The sequence below is a fragment of the Lederbergia citri genome (assembly GCF_018343625.1).
Lineage (GTDB): Bacteria > Bacillota > Bacilli > Bacillales > Bacillaceae_C > Lederbergia > Lederbergia citri.
In genome coordinates this window covers 1,450,543-1,468,874 of the sequence record NZ_JAGYPG010000002.1, presented here as the reverse complement: position 1 = coordinate 1,468,874, position 18,332 = coordinate 1,450,543, and the positions used below count along the sequence as shown (strand labels likewise).

General features: G+C 38.0%; 22 protein-coding genes. 6 read left to right on the top strand and 16 right to left on the bottom strand.

The window, feature by feature from the left end; all coding sequences use genetic code 11:
• Positions 1-9: 9 nt before the first annotated feature.
• The 4 genes from KHA97_RS15640 (at position 10) to KHA97_RS15625 (ending at position 2,767) form a co-directional block, all read left to right on the top strand.
• Positions 10-384, top strand: coding sequence for a YciI family protein (locus KHA97_RS15640; protein WP_213125627.1), 375 nt, complete (start codon positions 10-12; stop codon positions 382-384).
• Between the two features lie 507 nt (positions 385-891).
• Positions 892-1,224, top strand: coding sequence for a winged helix-turn-helix transcriptional regulator (locus KHA97_RS15635; protein WP_213125626.1), 333 nt, complete (start codon positions 892-894; stop codon positions 1,222-1,224).
• Positions 1,225-1,565: 341 nt separating this feature from the next.
• The gene (locus KHA97_RS15630) at positions 1,566-2,294 is read left to right on the top strand and encodes an NAD(P)-dependent oxidoreductase (protein WP_213125625.1); all 729 of its coding nucleotides are present in this window, start codon (positions 1,566-1,568) and stop codon (positions 2,292-2,294) included.
• 14 nt (positions 2,295-2,308) lie between these two features.
• On the top strand, positions 2,309-2,767 hold the full coding sequence (locus tag KHA97_RS15625; protein ID WP_213125813.1) for a DUF2269 family protein: 459 nt from the start codon (positions 2,309-2,311) through the stop codon (positions 2,765-2,767).
• Positions 2,768-3,262: 495 nt separating this feature from the next.
• Here KHA97_RS15625 and KHA97_RS15620 read toward each other — a convergent pair whose 3' ends face one another.
• The 9 genes from KHA97_RS15620 to KHA97_RS15580 form a co-directional block, all read right to left on the bottom strand.
• Positions 3,263-4,231, bottom strand: coding sequence for an NAD(P)-dependent alcohol dehydrogenase (locus KHA97_RS15620; protein WP_213125624.1), 969 nt, complete (start codon positions 4,229-4,231; stop codon positions 3,263-3,265).
• Positions 4,231-4,953 (bottom strand): DUF4386 domain-containing protein, encoded by a 723-nt coding sequence (locus KHA97_RS15615; protein ID WP_213125623.1) that lies wholly within the window; start codon positions 4,951-4,953, stop codon positions 4,231-4,233. The genes KHA97_RS15620 and KHA97_RS15615 overlap by 1 nt, the downstream gene beginning before the upstream one ends.
• A gap of 59 nt (positions 4,954-5,012) precedes the next feature.
• Complete coding sequence (locus KHA97_RS15610) at positions 5,013-5,237, bottom strand: helix-turn-helix transcriptional regulator (protein WP_213125622.1); 225 nt, start codon at positions 5,235-5,237, stop codon at positions 5,013-5,015.
• Positions 5,238-5,239: 2 nt separating this feature from the next.
• On the bottom strand, positions 5,240-5,686 hold the full coding sequence (locus KHA97_RS15605; RefSeq protein WP_213125621.1) for a hypothetical protein: 447 nt from the start codon (positions 5,684-5,686) through the stop codon (positions 5,240-5,242).
• Between the two features lie 297 nt (positions 5,687-5,983).
• A complete protein-coding gene (locus KHA97_RS15600; RefSeq protein ID WP_213125620.1) occupies positions 5,984-6,316 on the bottom strand; it encodes a cupin domain-containing protein in 333 nt (110 codons plus the stop codon).
• Positions 6,317-6,364: 48 nt separating this feature from the next.
• Entirely contained in the window at positions 6,365-7,654 is a 1,290-nt protein-coding gene (locus KHA97_RS15595; protein ID WP_213125619.1) for an MFS transporter, read from the bottom strand.
• Positions 7,655-7,881: 227 nt separating this feature from the next.
• Entirely contained in the window at positions 7,882-8,784 is a 903-nt protein-coding gene (locus KHA97_RS15590) for an endonuclease/exonuclease/phosphatase family protein (protein WP_213125618.1), read from the bottom strand.
• Positions 8,785-9,362: 578 nt separating this feature from the next.
• Positions 9,363-10,253 carry an RCC1 domain-containing protein gene (locus tag KHA97_RS15585; RefSeq protein WP_213125617.1) on the bottom strand — a complete coding sequence of 297 codons (891 nt, stop codon included), beginning with the start codon at positions 10,251-10,253 and terminating at the stop codon, positions 9,363-9,365.
• A gap of 103 nt (positions 10,254-10,356) precedes the next feature.
• Positions 10,357-11,334, bottom strand: a complete 978-nt coding sequence (locus KHA97_RS15580) for an aldo/keto reductase (protein ID WP_213125616.1) — start codon at positions 11,332-11,334, stop codon at positions 10,357-10,359.
• A 131-nt stretch (positions 11,335-11,465) separates the two neighbouring features.
• Between KHA97_RS15580 and KHA97_RS15575 the strand changes: the two genes are divergently transcribed.
• Positions 11,466-11,885 (top strand): MerR family transcriptional regulator, encoded by a 420-nt coding sequence (locus tag KHA97_RS15575; RefSeq protein ID WP_213125615.1) that lies wholly within the window; start codon positions 11,466-11,468, stop codon positions 11,883-11,885.
• A 163-nt stretch (positions 11,886-12,048) separates the two neighbouring features.
• On the opposite strand, the gene KHA97_RS15570 is transcribed toward KHA97_RS15575, so the two are convergent.
• From KHA97_RS15570 to KHA97_RS15540, 7 genes are all read right to left on the bottom strand, one after another.
• Positions 12,049-12,441, bottom strand: a complete 393-nt coding sequence (locus KHA97_RS15570) for a DUF4830 domain-containing protein (RefSeq protein WP_213125614.1) — start codon at positions 12,439-12,441, stop codon at positions 12,049-12,051.
• Positions 12,442-12,600: 159 nt separating this feature from the next.
• Positions 12,601-12,945 (bottom strand): hypothetical protein, encoded by a 345-nt coding sequence (locus KHA97_RS15565; protein WP_213125613.1) that lies wholly within the window; start codon positions 12,943-12,945, stop codon positions 12,601-12,603.
• 189 nt (positions 12,946-13,134) lie between these two features.
• Positions 13,135-13,842: a DNA alkylation repair protein gene (locus tag KHA97_RS15560; protein ID WP_213125612.1), complete on the bottom strand. Its 708-nt coding sequence runs from the start codon at positions 13,840-13,842 to the stop codon at positions 13,135-13,137.
• 140 nt (positions 13,843-13,982) lie between these two features.
• On the bottom strand, positions 13,983-14,684 hold the full coding sequence (locus tag KHA97_RS15555; RefSeq protein WP_213125611.1) for an MBL fold metallo-hydrolase: 702 nt from the start codon (positions 14,682-14,684) through the stop codon (positions 13,983-13,985).
• A gap of 157 nt (positions 14,685-14,841) precedes the next feature.
• Positions 14,842-15,609 carry a class I SAM-dependent methyltransferase gene (locus KHA97_RS15550; RefSeq protein WP_213125610.1) on the bottom strand — a complete coding sequence of 256 codons (768 nt, stop codon included), beginning with the start codon at positions 15,607-15,609 and terminating at the stop codon, positions 14,842-14,844.
• 394 nt (positions 15,610-16,003) lie between these two features.
• Positions 16,004-16,915, bottom strand: coding sequence for a VOC family protein (locus KHA97_RS15545; RefSeq protein WP_213125609.1), 912 nt, complete (start codon positions 16,913-16,915; stop codon positions 16,004-16,006).
• A gap of 15 nt (positions 16,916-16,930) precedes the next feature.
• On the bottom strand, positions 16,931-17,656 hold the full coding sequence (locus KHA97_RS15540) for an alpha/beta fold hydrolase (protein ID WP_213125608.1): 726 nt from the start codon (positions 17,654-17,656) through the stop codon (positions 16,931-16,933).
• Between the two features lie 232 nt (positions 17,657-17,888).
• Here KHA97_RS15540 and KHA97_RS15535 point away from each other — a divergent pair, with 232 nt between their 5' ends.
• The gene (locus tag KHA97_RS15535; RefSeq protein ID WP_213125607.1) at positions 17,889-18,323 is read left to right on the top strand and encodes a YciI family protein; all 435 of its coding nucleotides are present in this window, start codon (positions 17,889-17,891) and stop codon (positions 18,321-18,323) included.
• The last annotated feature ends 9 nt before the right edge of the window (positions 18,324-18,332 follow it).

The window sequence follows — 18,332 nt, the reverse complement described above, 5'->3', positions numbered from 1 at the left end:
GAGATTAAGATGATATATCTATGTAAAGGTTATTTTAATGCAGAAAAAATGGATGCCCGTCCACAACATGAAATTGATGCTGTTATGGCAGAATGTGAGCCCCACTTAAAGGAATTCTACAACAGTGGGAAAGTAATAATAGATGCTGGTCTTGCAAAGGAGACGAAATCTTTGCGTCGTGAAAATGGAAAGGTAAGGGTGACGGATGGACCTTTTACTGAAACAAAAGAATTGATCGGAAGTGTATTCCTAATAGAAGCAAATGACATGGAAGAAGCTATTCAGATAGCCTTGCTTCATCCAACAACGCAAGTAAGTAGGGGAGAGGAGTTTGGCTGGCGCATCGAAATTCGTCCCGTAAACTATTTTACGAAGAATGAATGACGTTTGGTTTTTTCAAAAGAATATAAGATTGAAAATGGCTTTGTTAAAGGTTTATGTTTTAATAATAGTAAAATGGACTTCCAATGATATGGAAGTCCATAGTTATTTATTAGCTTATTAAAGTACCGCACCCGTTAGATTAAGTGCATTTTTTCACAAACTTTAGAAATAATTTCATTTATTACAGGAATGCTGCCCCTATAGTTAAAGAAAAAAGTCCTGTAAAAACAGATTTTAGTCAAACTTTATTATAAATGTCCAATCTTTATTTTACATACTGGAACTTTGTTTATGACAAGATGGACATCCATCTATTTTCTACCATGCAACTAATTTCGGCAATCGTAAAAGCCCAGATCTATACTTGTTCCTGAAATCCACTTCTACAATCCTTTTTTATCCTTTTTAGTTTCATTTGATTGACCTGTTAGTATACCTCTTGTAAAATTTTGTTAAGTGTTTACTTTAGATAATGCACTTACTTAAAAGTAAGGGGAGGATTTATCAATGATTCATCAGCGTGAATGTCCAGTTGAGACACTCATTCATGTTTTAGGTGGCAAATGGAAGCCAATGATTTTATGGCATTTGATTGAATCCAATAAGCGATTCAACAATCTGGAAAAGCTTATACCTGATGTTTCACAAAAAATGCTTTCACAACATCTCCGAGATTTGGAACGAGAAGGCATAGTCGATAGAACGATCTACCCTACCATCCCTCCAAAAGTAGAATATTCCCTTAGTGAATACGGCAAAACATTGATCCCTGTAGCAGAAGTCATGTGTGCTTGGGGAGAAAATCATAATAAGCGGAAATATAAAGAATCAGTGTCTTAAAGCTGGTTCAATGAACCTATACACTAATTCAATCAACTCAAAACAAATGCTGCCACGGGATACCGGGCAGCTTTTGTTTACCTACAGTCGGCACTCCTGTTATGCAATTAATTTTCGGGTTTGAGTTAATAAAACTCTTGATAGTGTAGGATTGTCGCCAATCTGTCTTTAGAAATTTCCTGTTCTCTCGAACTCCGCGTGAACAATTAAGTCATCTCATTCTGTCATGCTTACTATTAAGTAAGTACCTTACTTTAAAGTGGGTTCTTAACATAATCTTAAAACGGTTATAAGCTTGAGTTAACCAAATATTAAGAGCCATTTAAGAGGAGGAAAGAACAATGAAAATTATTGTTTTTGGAGCGACGGGGAATATAGGAAAAAGAGTGTTGGCGCAAGGGATAAAAATGGGGCATGAAATGACCGCATTTGTGCGAAATTCTGAGAAGCTTTATCATCAACTAGGAGAGCATTCCGCACAGCATGTGAAGGTAATCGTGGACGATATTATGGACCCGGTCAGCGTCGGTGAGGCGCTAGCGCATCAAGACGCCGCTATTATTGCAGCCGGTCATGCGGGCCAGGGAGAAGAGTTTGTTCGTATTGTCGATAACATTATAACCCAATGTGAATTCCAACCTAGTTTCTCTGGGCGGGTATGGATAATGGGAGGAGCCGGACTGCTTGATATACCATATACCGATATTATCGGCAACAATTTATCCGGCTTCCCGCCTGAGTATAAAAATCACAACCGGAATTTTGAACGGTTACAGCAGACTCAGCTCGATTGGTCCATTATGTGTCCAGGAACAATGATTGATTCGATAGAGCATCCAGATCCGGTTCATCTGCATGTAACAATGGAAACCTTGCCCGTTCCGATTCCGGAGATGATCAAGGAATATTCCGAGGCAGATATAGCCCGTCACTTGTTCTGCCGACTTCAAGAGCTGGATGTTGCTTATGACGATGTCGCGAAATGTATGCTGGACCATATAGAGCTCGAAGGATCCTTTAAAAGAAAAAGGGTCGGTCTTGCCTATCAAAGCGATGTTCCGGTGCACTGAGGAGAAGGGAGATAATCGGTTTGTTTGGATTACTGCTCGTTTTGCATATATTGGCTTCGATCGCCATAATTGGTCCAGCTTTCGTGATGCCCATCATTCGAAGATCCGCTAGAACCGTCGATCAGCTGCGCTTTGCTTTAGGTATAACGACCAGGCTTGCCATAATACCTAAAATCGGCGGAGCCTTACTTATTATAACCGGGGTTTGGCTTATGATCATAACCAAGATGGGGTTATCTCAAATGTGGCTGAATGTATCCTTCCTTTTATCGCTGCTCATGGTCGTCATGATCGACGGATTGATCGAGCCGCGTATGAAAAAGATCATAAAGATCGTATCTGAATGTCAAGACCAGGGTAATGAAATACCCGCCGATTTCGGACCGTTGATGAAAAAGATCGTACCAATCGAGACGGCGGCACAGCTTCTGATGATTGCCATATTGGTGCTTATGGTCGTTAAGCCATTCTAAAGAATCCGACGGGAGCGACTTGACTACATTTTAACCACTAACGCATCAGAATCCGGGAATCTATGATAATGAAGGGAGAATCATGGAAATTCACAGTTTCCTAATAAAATCCCGTTTTAGGCGAGTTATTATCAATGTTGCTTTTAAAAAAATTTGGTTAAAATATATCAGCAAGAAAACGTGGGCAAACTAGTTTTTTATTGAACTAACTGCCCCGTTCGCATTATTAGGGATAACTTCGATTAGAAATAAAATTAAGTATTATTACATTATAAATTTTTAAAAGATGGTTTTGTTAAAGTTTGTATAATAGTAAAATTTATTTTCAATTATATGGAAGTAATTAATTATTTTAATCGGAAACTTAAATTAACGCACTCGATACTTTAAGTGAATTACTTCACAAACAATAAGCAAATTAATGATCATAAAAAGCGATACCAACTTAAAGTATCGCCCATCTTCATGGTATTCACTTATTATTCTTATGTTTTTTCAAATAATTACGATAACTTTTCCTTGAGCGTGCCCTTGTTCAAAATATGTGAAAGCTTCTACAACTTCATTCATCTTAAAAGTTTTATCAATGATTGGTTTTACCTTTCCGACTTCAAGGAGTTCTTTCACATAAATTAAATCATTTTGGTTTTGCCTTTGAAGTAAGGTAGACATTTTTTTCCTTCCAGAGAGTGAGAACCAAGACCCTAAGGTCATTGTTTGAAACATTTGTGCACCCGATCCTCCGACATGAATGAAAGTTCCATTAGCATTTAGGGACCGCTTATAAGCTGTAATCGGATGGTGTCCGTTAACACCAAGAATCAAATCATACTTCTGTCCTTTTTCGGTAAAATCGTCTTTCGTATAATCAACGACATGATCTGCGCCAATGGATCGAAGGATTTCTAAATTTCTTGTACTGCAAACACCCGTTACTTCTGCCCCGAAAGATTTGGCAAGCTGTACTGCAAAACTTCCAACACCACCAGAGGCACCATTAATCAATACCTTCTGTCCCGCCTGAATCTTACCTTTATCCCTTAGACCTTGTAAGGCCGTTACTGCCGCCATAGGTACCGCAGCAGCTTCCTCAAATGTGAGATTTTCTGGTTTTAAAGCTAATGCATTCTCAGGAACAGATACATACTCAGCAAAGCCACCCCAACCAGAAGCGGAAAGGTCTCCAAATACTTCTTGACCCGGCTTAAACTGTGTAACATCTTTACCAACTGCTTCGACTCGACCCGCAATGTCACCTCCGGGTATGGTGTATTTTGGTTGTAGAAGACCGAAGGCAAAACGTGCTAAGAAGGGCTCACCTTTCAGAAGTACTAGATTACCATAGTTCAAGGATGCTGCATGAATCTTAACCAGTACCTTATTATCATCAGGGATAGGTTTATCAACTTCTGTCAAATTAAGAACATCGGGTGAACCATATTTTTTGTAAACGATGGCTTTCATTAACTTTCCTCCCCAAACGTTTTCTTTTTTGTAGACAGGTTAGCCAGTGCAGATTCATTGAATCCTTTAAAGATGAGCCATACTGCTAAAATCATTTCATTAGCTGCTACTGGCAGCGCCAGTATAGCGCCCCAAACCGAAACTTGTTGAATTACTCCGTACATTTCTAACAATGCTGCCAAAAAAATAAGAGTTGCCCCTAACATACCCAAGATAGGTATAAATCTCGGAACGAGCTTTGATTTATAAAATATATAACTGTACATCATCGTATTAATGCCCAGCATGAAATTGGGACCAAGCATAAATGTCCAATCATGTACTGATTTTAACAAAATACCTGAAGCTTGAAACGAGGCGATATCCGGAGCACCCGCTGCTACATATTCCCGACTTAGAGTTAATAGGGACAGCACGCTAATTACACCAACCGTAATGATAATCGCTTCAAGAAACCTGAAACAAACATGCCAAAGAGCAATCGTTTCATTGTACTTTCTTAAAAATGGAAACATTATAGTTGCTGTACCAACCGCTGAAACGACGAGAATTAACTCCATCAACGCTCCTGTTATCACTTGGTTGGCGTTTTCCGAACCTTTAATCAGGTAATCAGAACCATTTAGGATAGGATTGTATAAGTATAGACCAATTACCGCCGTAACTGATGCAAGTATAAATAGTGATCCCACAATTTTTGCTGCTTTTTTATTTGAATTCATTTTTTATCCCCTTCTCTTACTAAATTCAAAAACGGTAAAGCAAAAAACCATCATAGTTCTTACTTCTTGGTGTTGTCCCCATAGAAGAATACCTCCTCCAACGGTAAGTCAAAAGCAAGAGCAATGCGAAAAGCAAGTTCTAGTGATGGGGAATAGTTTCCCTTTTCGAGAGCTACGATGGTTTGTCTTGTTACGCCTACCTTGTCAGCCAGTTGCTGCTGGGTCATTTCATTATGGTCGAATCGTAATCTTCTGATATGATTGCCGACAAGTTTTTTGCCCATTTTTAGACTCCTTTCCGATAATGATAAAGTTTCGTAATGGATCCAGTCACATCGGAAATGAACCCTGAAAAAATCAGGATAATGAACATTACCTGTGACGGCTGATAAATAACCAGCGATCCCATTGCAAGTAGAAAGCCGATGATAAAAACAAAAAAAGAAATTCGGTTCGCTTTCAATTCAATTAACTTATCAAGTTCATCCGCAAATGTTGGTTCCTTTTCCCCAGTCGTCATTCTAAATATGATGTTAAAAAAAATGCTGATAAGGATATGTGCGATTATTGAAAACAAAGTCAGGATGAGGACGAACGAGCCCCAATAGCGAAAGGTTTCCAGCGACTCCAACCCACCCTCTGGACGCTGCGGGAACATGTACAAGCAATAAGTTCCGAAAATGAGTATGGCACTGATCAACGATACGATGCTTTTCTTTTCTTGATAGGTCATGGTTTACCCCCTTTGTATTATTTATCTTACGTTTTGTAAAATGAGTTATACATAATGTAATATAAACTTTACATAAAGTAAAGTACAGATTACAAAAAAGTTTGAAACATCTCCTAATGGCACTGTATAGTTAAGATTCTGGAAAATATGAGATGGCTTTGTTAGTTTATTGTTTTAGCGATAGTAAAATGGACTTCCAATTATATGGAAGTCCATGGGTGATTTAAATTAGCATCTTAAAAGCTGAGAAAAAAAGCTATTGAAACAGCCTTGTTAATAAAATTAATACGTAGATATCTATCTGTTTATATCATTACTGGTTCTTTCAAAACATAAATTAACTGTGCGTTCATTTGAACGAGTTCGATGCATTGTATTAGCTGGAATGGTAAATACTTCACCTGGTTTTAGAGATACTGTTTCATTGTTTTCTAAGTCTATAAATAGTTCACCTTCTAATACATAAAATAATTCATCGCAATCCTCGTGTTTGTGCCAGTGGAATTCCCCATTTATAACCGCTATTCTAAGAGCGTGGTCATTAACTTCGCTTACGATAAAATTGGTATAGTCCGTTTGGTCTTGGATTAAATTATGTAAGTTAATAACTTCTAATTGACCTTTTTTCATGATATTTCCCCCAAAAATACTGTTTTTGTAAAACAATCTGGCTTATTTTTAGCCTCTACGAGACCATATCACTACTGGAATAAGTAATAGAGATAAAATCCCTCCAGTAAATGATAATGCTAGATAACTTGAACCGGACACAATCATTCCCGACATTGCTCCGCCAGTAGCTCCTGACAACGCAATTAAAACATCCACTGTACCTTGAGTTTTAGCCCGTGTGGCAGTTTCAGTTGAATCAACAATTAGTGCTGTCCCACTTATTAAACCAAAATTCCATCCTAATCCAAGTAAAGAAAGAGCAATTACCAGGAGAACTATAGATTCTCCTGGTGCAAATGCTCCTATTAAACCTGCCAGAAGTAACGTAGCTCCAGAAGCAATAGCCATTACAGTACGCCCCAATTTATCAACGAGGACACCTGTAACTAGTGAAGGGAGATACATGGCACCTATATGAAATCCAATGACAAGACCTACTGCTCCCAAGCTATGTCCATGGTGCATCATGTGAACTGGTGTCATTGTCATAATAGCTACCATTACAATTTGAGTAAGAACCATAATCGTTGCACCAACGATTATACCTCTTTTGTTTTCTGTATGTTCGGTTGTTGCCAAATGTCCTTTAACGCTAGGTTCTTGGTTGGTTGCTTCTATCATTCTAGCTATAACGAATGGATCTGGACGAAGCATTATGAAAAGGACAACACCTGCTAAGATATATGCTGCTGCTCCTAAAATGAAAGGACCAGTAAGTGATGGAACACCAATAGAAAGGGCAAAATCGCCCATCACGTCTACTAAATTAGGACCTGCAACTGCACCAAATGTAGTAAAAACTAATGTAATACTAATAGCAGTCGCTCGTTGTTTACTATTTGCTAAGTCCGTACCTGCATAACGAGCTTGTAAATTTGTTGCTGACCCTGCGCCATAGACAAGTAGGGAAGTAAATAAAAGAAAAACACTATTTATTATTGCTGAAAAAATGACCCCGATTGCTCCAAGTCCACCAATCATAAAACCAGTTGATAGACCTATACGACGACCGAACGCTTGCGAAAGTCTCCCTACTAATAAAGCCGCTCCTGCAGACCCTAAAGTAAGTAAAGCTGAAGGTAGTCCAGCATACGCATCAGTACCGAGCATTTGTTGTGCAAGAAGTGCCCCCACAGTAACGCCTGCTGCTAATCCTGCACCACCAAAAATTTGTGAAATACTTACAACGAATAATGTACGCTTGTATAGCTTCTTCTGTTTTTCTGGATAACGAATGTAGCTTTGTAAAGAAGCTGTTTGAGCGTCTAATTCTTCTACACTTTCTTTCTGTAACATAAGCTAACCTACCTTTCTAGCAACCTAACCCCATTTTTTATTAAACATCCAACTAGATTTGAATCATCATAACACGCACAAAAAAGCCATACAATATTATAATTGTATAGCGGTCATATTATGTAAGTTCATTTAACAAACGTTTAAGGATCAGTAATCCTTTACCGCAACTCAAAAAAGCCAAACACCATTCATTTATATCAATGGTCTTGGCTCATTTTATTCTCTTATTTGTTGTAAGTTAAGGAGATGTCAGCAAGCACTGGGAAATGATCACTTGGAAATTGGCCATTCTTTTGAAAGTTTACGATTTCAATTTCATTAGTTGTAAGGTTTCCTTTTCCGAGAATCCAGTCAATACGCTTGTCAGGTCCTTCACCAGTAGGATCAACAAAACCATTAAATGTTCCTAAGTCTTCATTAATTCTTGTCTTAGCTGTTTCCCATAAATCATCAAATCCTCCATCACTTGTTAAAATTTGGTGTGGAAGACTATTTGGCCCGGCATTGAAGTCACCTGTTAAAATAACCGGTAACTCTTGATCAAATTCTTTTGTTGCTTTAAGAATTAATTTTGCACTTTTTTTCCTGGCATTGGCAGATTGATGATCAAAGTGTGTATTGATGAAATAGAACTGTTTATTGCTTTTTTTATCAAGAAATTTTGCCCAAGTAACCATTCTTGGAATTTTGTTTCCCCATGATTTTGAACCAATTACCTCTGGTGTATCGGATAACCAAAAATGGCCATACTGTAGTACGTTATAATCTTTTTCTTTATACAAAATAGCAGAGTATTTTCCGCGATTTCCGCCAATCCAATTATAACGAGGAAAATTACTTTTTACATCTTGTAGTTGTGTATATAGCACCTCTTGCGTCCCAATGATATCAGGATTCTCCATGCTAATCAGTTTTCCAATGGTAGGAACTCTTTCTTTCCAAGAGTGTGGCGAGGAATCATTGTTATTTTTGTTTCTTAGATTAAAAGTCATCGCTTTTATATCTACCGATGTCCATTGGTTTTTGTGTTCTGCAGCAAACCCAGTTGAAGTTTCCAGGAACAAACCACTTAGGATAACTACTAAACCGGCTACTACGAACAAAAGAAGTTTCAAAACTTTCTTCAATCTAATTCCTCCTCATTAAATTATGTGAATGGAAGAAAGTGAACAAATGAATTTTCCCATCAATGGTGTAAACCAGGGAATCACTCATGTACTAAATGATAAAATCTTTCCTTTTATCCATCATCAGAACCCCCATATGATACGATTTATTATCCCATTTGTTCAGAAGTCTTATTCCATTAAATGGCCAGTTAATGGAATAAGATAATGGGAGTTTTTAAACAACTTTATGATGAATTTCTCTCATGATTGTGTTCGGAGTAGCGTTGCTGTCATTTAACCAAAAAAATAATCCACCATTGAGTTAGCGGCTCAGGTGGATTAAGTTCCTCTGGTGCCAGTCCCCCCTTGTATAGAAACATGCTAATGTATGTACTTAAGGTACTGACACACCTTCAGACATTTTTAATTTCATCAATTATTTCATACTATCCAAATCACTTTAGTATTATTTTTCGTGCAAAAGTGCATACCGCCAAAATTCCAGGGTATAAAAAAGTCTCTCATCACCCCTCCACTATGCAAGTGTGGAGAGGTGATTTATAAGTTGCAGGAACTGTATCATTTTTACCCGAAAACTAATTCTTGGGCAGTTGGATGCCGCGCCAGCCGCTTACATCGCATTGGCCATATTCATTATCACCCACAGCAACCATCGTGCCGTCCGCTTTAAGACCGACGGTATGGGCACAACCCGCCGCAATCGCCACAATATCGCGCCAATCACTTACATTACATTGGCCATACTCATTCCAACCCACAGCCTCAACAGTACCGTCTGCTTTAAGGCCGATGGTATGTTTACTACCCACTGCTATCGCCACAATACCACGCCAGCCGCTTACATCGCATTGGTCATTATTCAAGCCCACAGCCGTCACCGTTCCGTCCGAATTAAGCCCGATGGTATGAAGATAACCTGCCGCGACCGCCACAATATCGCACCAGCCACTTACATTGCATTGGCGATACCGATTATTACCCACGGCCATCACCGTTCCGTCCAATTTAAGCCCGATGGTATGCCAGTCACCCGCAGCGATCGCCACAATATCATGCCAGCCACTTACATTGCATTCAACTTCATTATTTCGGCCCACAGCAATCACCGTGCCATCCGATTTAAGCCCAATGGTATGACGCCAACCTGCCGCAACCGCTACAATATCGCGCCAGTCGTTTACATCGCATTGATCATGCTTATTCCAACCCACAGCCGCCACAGTACCGTCAGATTTAAGCCCGATTGTATGAGCATTACCAGTGTTCGTGGCCATATGAATACCAGCCGCAACCGCCACAATATCGCGCCAGCCGCTTACATCACATTGGCCATATTTATTATCACCGACAGCCGTCACCGTTCCGTCAGATTTAAGCCCAACGGTATGACGACGACCCGCAGCTATGGTATCTTTAGGCCACCGTTTCACCTTTAACACAGGTTCTTTCGGTGAAATGTAATCCATTTTTTACCTCCTTAAAAAACAAGACCTTTTTTATTATTTTGAAAACAGCATAGATAATTTAAATATAGATAGATTCTTGAGAATTACTAAATATAATAGCTTATTATTTTTTAAATCTTAATTTAGCAATATCTTCATCTGTTCTATTTCCGTGAATCTTTATCTTTGCCAATTGTAATTCAATCTGCTCAAATTCTTCTTTCGTTAAAATTACTTTTGCTGCACCCAGGTTTTCTTTAATTCGTTCGATTTTTCTAGAACCAGGTATCGGAACAATAAAATCTTTTTTATGCAACATCCAAGCAAGTGATATTTGTGCAGGTGTTGCTCCTTTTTCCTCGGCGAAAGAAGTAATTAAATCTAGTAAGGGCTGATTGGCATGAATATTCTCTTTATCAAAACGTGTAATAACTCTCCTCACGTCATCCCCAACATAATGAGTATCAACACTAACTTTACCTGATAGGAATCCACTCGCTAAGGGGGAAAATGGAACAAATCCAATCCTAAGCTCCTTACATAAAGGAATAACATCTCTTTCGAACATACGCTCCATTATTGAGTATTCACTTTGGATCGCTGTTAACGGGGTTACTGCGTGGGCACGTCTAATTTCATCAACCGTTGATTGTGACTGTCCCCATCCAAGAATTATTCCTTCCTTAATTAACTTACCCATTACATAAGCTATATCCTCAACTGGAATATCTTTGTTTATTCTATGTTGATAATAGAGATCAATGTAATCTGTTCCAAGTCTTTTTAAAGAAGCTTCTATATGATTTCGAATACTTTTCTCCAACTGTTCTTTAGAATGGGCTTCTTCATTTGATACTCTAAACTTGGTAGCAAGCACAACTTGGTTTCGAATAGGTTTTAATGCTTCTCCAACAAGTCTTTCGTTTTCTCCATTACCATAGCCTTCTGCTGTATCAAAGAATGTACAGCCCAAATCGAATGCTTGTCTCATAAGTTTAATTGCTTCATTCTTTTCAGGAGCAGGTCCATAACCATGACTGAAACCCATAGCTCCAAAACCTACAGCAGATACTTCTAAATCTCTTAATTTTCTCTTTTCCATACTTACCCTCCTGAATATTTCCTGGTTTTCCAATATCAGTATTATTGTGCTAGTATAAGCCTACCACCTTCGTGTAACACGAAGTCAAGAGGTTACAAGTATCTTTTATAAAAAACAGAGGAGGGGTTACATTGTATACTGTGAAAGAAGTGGCTAAGCTACTTGATCTGACTGAACATACCGTTCGTTTTTATACGGATAAAGGATTAGTTCCAACATTACAGCGTGATAAAAATAATAATCGTCTTTTTGATGAAAAGTCCATTAATTGGCTTACAGGTGTAAAATTTTTAAAAAAATGTGGTATGTCAGTGGAAGACATTAAGACATATGTAGATTTGTGTTTGAAAGGTGATAGTACCATTCAAGAACGCTATGAAATCATTTTAAAACAAAAAGAGATTGCTGAAACTCAGTTTGAGGAAGCAAAACGAACAGTAAAATATATGGAAGATAAGGCAACTCACTACCTTGACATTATCAATCAAGTGATCCCGGATGATACCAATCCCGCCAATTGGCAAAAAGATAAAATGTCGAATGCTCATTAATTGATAATTTTTAGTGAGACCGTAACTTTTTCTGTTATGAAGTATTTCTGTTTTTTAAGAGACAAGTCGATGTTCCTAATTGGAAGTTCGGCTATTTTTTTCTATGTGAAGAAGTATACCTATTCGACTAAAGAAGAACTTAATTTCTAACCAGTATCGACTTTTATTGTTTAATCATTTGATCATTGATTAGACGTTCTTTATCGTCCAAATTAAATCCACCGGGAGTCCAACTTGGAAGGATTCCATAACCCCCAATGATTTTTTCTTCTGCTTCGTATACTACTGCTTTTAAACGTTTTCCTTCAACATCTTTTTCTTTTAACTCATAGAAATATTGTGTAACTTCTTCTCCTAAATACTCACTCAAAAATGCATCATAATTACTAATCATTTCTTCAGGAGTATCTAATATAAAGGTTTCAACTTCGATTGACTTTTTAATTTCCCAACCTTTGTTGGATAAATATACTTTGTGTTCTTCATTAATAGTTTCTTGGCCACAAGCAGAAACAAATAATATCCCAACAAGTATTAAAAAAATTCTCATTTTCATAGCAACACCTCCTCGGTTTAATAGTGGTATTGATTCAATAAAGTTTAAAAGGGTTCATCATCTTGAAGTATCCTTCTTGGTTACTTCAATTAGGAAAATGCGACCCTTCGTTATTAAAGAATCTCCCCCGGTAGTTTAAGAGTATATAAAGTTAAGAAATTATTTATTCAATGAATCTCCAAATAAAATTTCATAAAGGTTTGCCGAATCCTTTTTTGTTAATTTCACATATCTACCGCTATCGGTGACAATTTCGAGATTTTCACCATTTGGACTAACCCATAGTAAATATGAAGCTATTTTGGCTTCACTACTATTTTTAAAAGGGAATTGAAATTGATAGTCAGCAAAACGTGCCATTTCTACCTTTGTATTTTCCAAATTAGCACCTTTCACTATCTCTATCGCTCTTTGCACTTGTTTGCTTTGTGTGATTTCTTTGTAGTCTTCAAAAATATTTTCTTCGCCAATTCGCTTTTGAATAGTTATTTTTTGTTTTTTCATTTCAGACATACAGCCTGAAGTAATTATCAAAAAGGCTATTAGGTAAATAATTAGTCTTTCTTCTCATCCTATTTCCCCCTCGTGTATTATTGCTTTCTTATGGCACTAACCTGTCACGTTAGTTCATTAACTTCAACAAAAAGGAGTGTAAATCCTACTTGGATTTACACTCCGATGTGAGGCTTATTGTTAACATCTTACATATTTGCGTTTGAAACCAATTCTTCCTTTATCAATTTCTTTTTGAATACTTTCGTAAGCTTTTAGGAAGCTACTTTTTTTATTGTCTCGTTTGACTTCTACTATACCTACAGCCTTTGCGGTCTCGAGAGCCTTTTCATGGAGCGGCAAATATGAGGTACCCACGGTGTATAAAAAATTATTCATAGCCGATTTCGTTCGTTCTGGCTGATCGTGAATCGTATTTTTCACCATTTCAAGCATATTGGAAAGCTTGGTTTCGGAAAATTCATGGTCTGGACGATTCCCTAAAAGCCAGCAGTAGCAACTCCAGCCCGCTGACATTCTCAGTTCTTCACCACTTTCGATCCATTTATCAGCAACTTCTTGTGCAATATCTGACTCTGATAAAGTTACAGCCACGACAAAATCCGACAGCATATAAAAATACGCTGCATCGATCCAGCGATCAAAATCCGATTCAGTCATGGCTTTTGGGTCTGCAATAATGCCTGCAAAGTACATTGCATCATAATTACCTGTAGCATAAAGCTCTTCAGCTAAATGTTGATTTATTTTTATTTTCTTTGCGATTGGTTTCATAGCGCCTGTAGCCACACCAAAAACCGGCTCCCCGGCACCATTAGAAATGTATATTTTTTTCGTTCGTTCCTTGCCAAGGGCCTCAAGCTCCTGCATAACTGTTTCGAAATCCATAGCTTTGCACGTCCTTCGTTAATATTAATACCTATTTCATTATAACCGACTAGTTAATATTTTTTAAAATTGATGTAAAAAGAGCATCAATCCAAGCCTTTCTCGGATTAATGCTTCAATTAGTTGAGTAATTTGATTTACTATTCAAATTCGAGTAAATCCGAGATAAATCTATTAATATCTCCTTTTAAAATCACACCGTGTCCCGTACATAAATATTCAACATCAAATTTGTTAATAACCTTTAAACCTTCGATAAATAAATTAAAATTATGTTGTTTTTTCATTTCTTCGTTTTGAGACCAATCAGACACAAACTGTATAAGCTTTTCTCTTTCAAGGGTACCTGTATCTATAACTTTATTATCGTTTAAAGGTTCTGCAAAGAAGCAAATATGGTCTCCACAAAATAACACTTTGGTTTCTCGATGATATAGTAAAACAGAACCTTCTGTATGGTGACCAAGGAGGACACATTCTAAATAACCAGCAGTTAAACCATGATCTGGGAGATTTTTCTTTAACTTGTGTCTAAGTTTCTTTGGGACCAAATCTAAATCTTTATTATGAATAAAGCAGTCTATTTCCCCTAGGTGTTGAATTCCTCCAATATGGTCCTTATGACCGTGTGTGGCAATAAATTGAGTTACATCACTATTAGAAATCCCTTTACTATTTAGAGCCGTGAACAGGAAGCGAGAATGTTCTTCTTTTCCCGAGTCAATAAGTAAAATATCATTGTCTTCGAGCAACAAGTAGCAGTTATTATATGAGTCCCAGGATTCATCCCACACTAAAAAAGCATACACATCTTTAGTTATTTCTTCGAGATACGTTTTCATTTTATTCCCCCAACTCTCTACAGTTATTAAGGAATATTCATTCAATCCTTTGTTAATAAACTTCGATACCTAATGTTCCTTTTCTATAATGAAGACAATAATTCCTCTAATATAACTAAAAGGTAGGAAATTATTTAGTTTTATCCTAATTGGAAATTTAATCTTTAGTTGAAATAATAAGACGAAGTGCTCCATGAAAAAATGGCATTTTCCTATAGTAACCAAATTTTTCATCCCATTTTCCTGAATGGAGATCATCCGCTAATCTTTTAACTAAGATTTGCTCCATTTCATTAGAAATAAATCCCCACGCAGATTGAGATTCACGTATTTCCTTTTTAAGGAAAGCTTCTGGTCTCCCATAAAAAGCTTCTTGAAACCCGTCTTGACAATTAAAAGGTATAGGAATTTTCCTTATGAATGAGTTTCCGCCAAGAATATCAGTTATATTTTTTATTTTTGGATATCGAGCCTTTTCTACCTCAACTACTTCAGGAAAATAATGAATGTTCCAGAAGATATCAAGTGCATCTGGATCATACGTCATAATAACAATTTGGTTTCTTGTTACCCTACGAAGCTCTTTTATTCCTTTTTCAAGATCTGTCCAATGATGAACGGTTAAAGTAGCCATCGAAGCATCAAAAGAGTCATTATCAAAAGGCAATGAATCTGATGATCCAATAATGGCGGGGTTTCTGTTATTTTGAAGACGCTGCAACCTCATTGAAAACGAAGGTTCTACTGCGATAACATATCGGTCAGCAGGCTCATAAGAACCGCTACCTGCACCAACATTGAGTACTGTGTTTGATGAACCAAGAGCTTCTTTTATATAGTTATAAATCCTCAGATCAGTTTGCCTATAACTGGAATACTTCTGCCCATTCTCATCATAATTAAAGCCGGGGTCCTTTATATTCATTTGAAGCCACCTCCATTTATTTTGTAAAAAGATGTGTTTTTTAACTACTGATTTATTTATTCTTGTTCAACTAAACAGTGCTCCGTTATTTTTGAAGAATCATAACCGTTATCTTAATAAAGCCATTGCTGTAATTTGGGAATCAATTCTTTGTAATGAACTATAAAGTCTTTGATAGTAAGAACTGCAAAATATGCAGAATCCTCTTACTGAATGATCGCCACCATAATAAATATGATTTTAGGGTTAGAAAATTACTTCCGTTGATATTAAAAGGACCACACATTTAGACATATCTAAAATGTGTGGTCAATGAAAAACACCATTTCACTTAAGCAATTCCCTTAATTCTTTTATTGCTATTCCATACAACCAAGTGGTGAAAGTATTTTCTCTATTCCTTATACGCTTTCTGTATCTCCGCAAGATCAAGCTTCTTCATTTTAAGGATTACCTTATTAATACGGTCAATTTGTTCTGGTGTGCTACTCGCCATGATCTCGTCCATTTCTCTCGGGACAATCTGCCAGGACACGCCAAACTTATCTTTCAGCCAACCGCATTGCTCGGCTTCGGGAACGGCAGATAGCTTATCCCAGTAGTAATCAATTTCTTCTTGTGTGTCGCAATATACCATAAAGGAGATGGCCTCGTTGAAACTGAAATTATGATCTTGCGCGCTATCCATTCCTGCAAACCACTGATTTTCAAGCATGAAATCAGCAAACATGAGAGTTCCTTCTTTGTCAGGTTCCATGCCCCCAGGGTAGCGGGCCATTAGGCCTTGCTTTGAATTCCTAAATACGGATAAATAAAAATTGATAGCTTCTTCCGCTTTACCGCATCTATCACCGACAAACATGAGAGAAGGCAATATAGGAGGCCTCTCATCACCTTCTGGATTGGTCAGGATTAACTGCCATGACAAACCAAACTTATCTTGAATCCAGCCATATTTCTCACTAAACGGATACTTTTCAAGTGGCATTAACACTGTGCCGCCTTCGGACAATTTGTTCCAAACCTCATTAATTTTTTCACTCGCGTCTTTTTCTCGTGATGGGTCAAAATTAACGAAGAAAGACACCGACGGATTGAATTTGAAATAAGGCCCTGCACTGATTGCCATGAACTTTTGTCCCCACAATTCAAAAGAGATTAATTGGGCGTCGCCAGATGGTGTGTCATGCAGTGTTGTTTTATTCGTAATTCTGGAGTCCGGAAAAATAGAAGTATAAAATTCTGCCGCTTCATGCGCCTCTTTGTCATACCACAAATGCGGAACGATGGTTTGATTTGTTGTCATGGTTATCCCTCCTAATTATTTTGATTTTGCTCGCTGTGCAATATCACCTATAACTGAAGCTAGCTCCCCTGGACGCGACCACATAGGCCAGTGGTGTGTCGGCAGGTCAATGTATGTGACGTCATTCAGTTCTGCAAGTTCCTTCAGCCATGAATGCCCTTCTTTGACAAAAGCTTTCATCTCATCAGACGAGTGTGACGTGCAGATAACGATGCTAGGCACATCGAGTCGCTTATCGTTTTCTAAAACAGATTCCTCTCGTACAGCACCACCCGGTTCGGGAATCGCTCGCTGCTTTAATAGGTTACGGTGTTCGTCGCTCATCCCGCGGATATCGGCCTCATCGAGTTCCTCCCACAGAGGCAACGGCATCTCGATACCCTCGAAGTTAGAAAATACCGGTCCCTTTGAAGGAAAAGTATCAACATAGACCATAGCTGCGATCTGTTCGGGCATACGATCACTTACGGCGTAACCAGGAACTGCGGCTCCACTATGAACGGCGAGTACGACAGGTTTCCCAGCATCTCTCACAGCATCACATATCGCATCGATGTGGTCGGACAGGTTAACAACGGAACGGTCAGCATCAGCTGATTCGAGACCAGGCAAGGTGAGAGCCTTAACGTTATGACCATCAGAACGGAGAGCAGTGGCGACGTCATCCCACGCCCATTCGCCGAGCCAGAATCCAGGTACAAGGATGATAGGTGCATAATCAGACGAAATTTTAGAGTTCATAAAAATCTTCCACCTTTATAGTCAAATTTTTTCCTAGGCCAGTTTAGAAATCTTTACAAGACTAATTCCATAAAAAGATTATATTATCCTGTTAGTTTGCAGGAACTTTTTCACTAAAGGAAGAAATTTTAAAATAAAAGTTTTAGTTGTGTCGATTTAGTCCAATTCAATTCGTTGTATAAATAGAAGCCGTAAATGAAGCTTCACCAAAAAAATTTAGGAGGCAATAAAAATGAGATTTATGATAATCGTAAAAGCAACAACAGATTCTGAGGCAGGGATGCTTCCTAGCCCGGAGCTTATTGATGCCATGATGAAGTATAATGAGGAATTGGTAAAAGCAGGAGTATTGCTGGCTGGGGATGGTTTGCAGCCAAGTTCGAAGGGAATCCGAATTTCTTATCCGGAGCCAGGAGGAAGTCCAAAAGTTGTGGATGGACCTTTTACTGAAACGAAAGAATTAATCGCTGGTTATACACTCATTGAGGTTAAATCTAGGGAAGAAGCAATTGAATGGGCATTGCGCATGCCGGATCCACACGGATTTGGACAAGGCCAGATTGAGTTAAGGCAGGTTTTTGAGGCGGAGGATTTAACGGATAATCCTGAATTAATTGAGAAAGAAGAAGCATTACGCAAGCAAGTTGAGGAGCAGAAACAAAAGTGACGATGCCTG

What these genes read in the sequence shown, in the direction of transcription:
- KHA97_RS15640 (WP_213125627.1), top strand. Translation starts at nt 10, where the DNA reads ATGATATATCTATGTAAAGGTTATTTTAATGCAGAAAAAATGGATGCC.
- KHA97_RS15635 (WP_213125626.1), top strand. Translation starts at nt 892, where the DNA reads ATGATTCATCAGCGTGAATGTCCAGTTGAGACACTCATTCATGTTTTA.
- KHA97_RS15630 (WP_213125625.1), top strand. Translation starts at nt 1,566, where the DNA reads ATGAAAATTATTGTTTTTGGAGCGACGGGGAATATAGGAAAAAGAGTG.
- KHA97_RS15620 (WP_213125624.1), bottom strand. Translation starts at nt 4,231, where the DNA reads ATGAAAGCCATCGTTTACAAAAAATATGGTTCACCCGATGTTCTTAAT.
- KHA97_RS15615 (WP_213125623.1), bottom strand. Translation starts at nt 4,953, where the DNA reads ATGAATTCAAATAAAAAAGCAGCAAAAATTGTGGGATCACTATTTATA.
- KHA97_RS15610 (WP_213125622.1), bottom strand. Translation starts at nt 5,237, where the DNA reads ATGGGCAAAAAACTTGTCGGCAATCATATCAGAAGATTACGATTCGAC.
- KHA97_RS15605 (WP_213125621.1), bottom strand. Translation starts at nt 5,686, where the DNA reads ATGACCTATCAAGAAAAGAAAAGCATCGTATCGTTGATCAGTGCCATA.
- KHA97_RS15600 (WP_213125620.1), bottom strand. Translation starts at nt 6,316, where the DNA reads ATGAAAAAAGGTCAATTAGAAGTTATTAACTTACATAATTTAATCCAA.
- KHA97_RS15595 (WP_213125619.1), bottom strand. Translation starts at nt 7,654, where the DNA reads ATGTTACAGAAAGAAAGTGTAGAAGAATTAGACGCTCAAACAGCTTCT.
- KHA97_RS15585 (WP_213125617.1), bottom strand. Translation starts at nt 10,253, where the DNA reads ATGGATTACATTTCACCGAAAGAACCTGTGTTAAAGGTGAAACGGTGG.
- KHA97_RS15580 (WP_213125616.1), bottom strand. Translation starts at nt 11,334, where the DNA reads ATGGAAAAGAGAAAATTAAGAGATTTAGAAGTATCTGCTGTAGGTTTT.
- KHA97_RS15570 (WP_213125614.1), bottom strand. Translation starts at nt 12,441, where the DNA reads ATGAAAATGAGAATTTTTTTAATACTTGTTGGGATATTATTTGTTTCT.
- KHA97_RS15565 (WP_213125613.1), bottom strand. Translation starts at nt 12,945, where the DNA reads ATGAAAAAACAAAAAATAACTATTCAAAAGCGAATTGGCGAAGAAAAT.
- KHA97_RS15560 (WP_213125612.1), bottom strand. Translation starts at nt 13,842, where the DNA reads ATGGATTTCGAAACAGTTATGCAGGAGCTTGAGGCCCTTGGCAAGGAA.
- KHA97_RS15555 (WP_213125611.1), bottom strand. Translation starts at nt 14,684, where the DNA reads ATGAAAACGTATCTCGAAGAAATAACTAAAGATGTGTATGCTTTTTTA.
- KHA97_RS15550 (WP_213125610.1), bottom strand. Translation starts at nt 15,609, where the DNA reads ATGAATATAAAGGACCCCGGCTTTAATTATGATGAGAATGGGCAGAAG.
- KHA97_RS15545 (WP_213125609.1), bottom strand. Translation starts at nt 16,915, where the DNA reads ATGACAACAAATCAAACCATCGTTCCGCATTTGTGGTATGACAAAGAG.
- KHA97_RS15540 (WP_213125608.1), bottom strand. Translation starts at nt 17,656, where the DNA reads ATGAACTCTAAAATTTCGTCTGATTATGCACCTATCATCCTTGTACCT.
- KHA97_RS15535 (WP_213125607.1), top strand. Translation starts at nt 17,889, where the DNA reads ATGAGATTTATGATAATCGTAAAAGCAACAACAGATTCTGAGGCAGGG.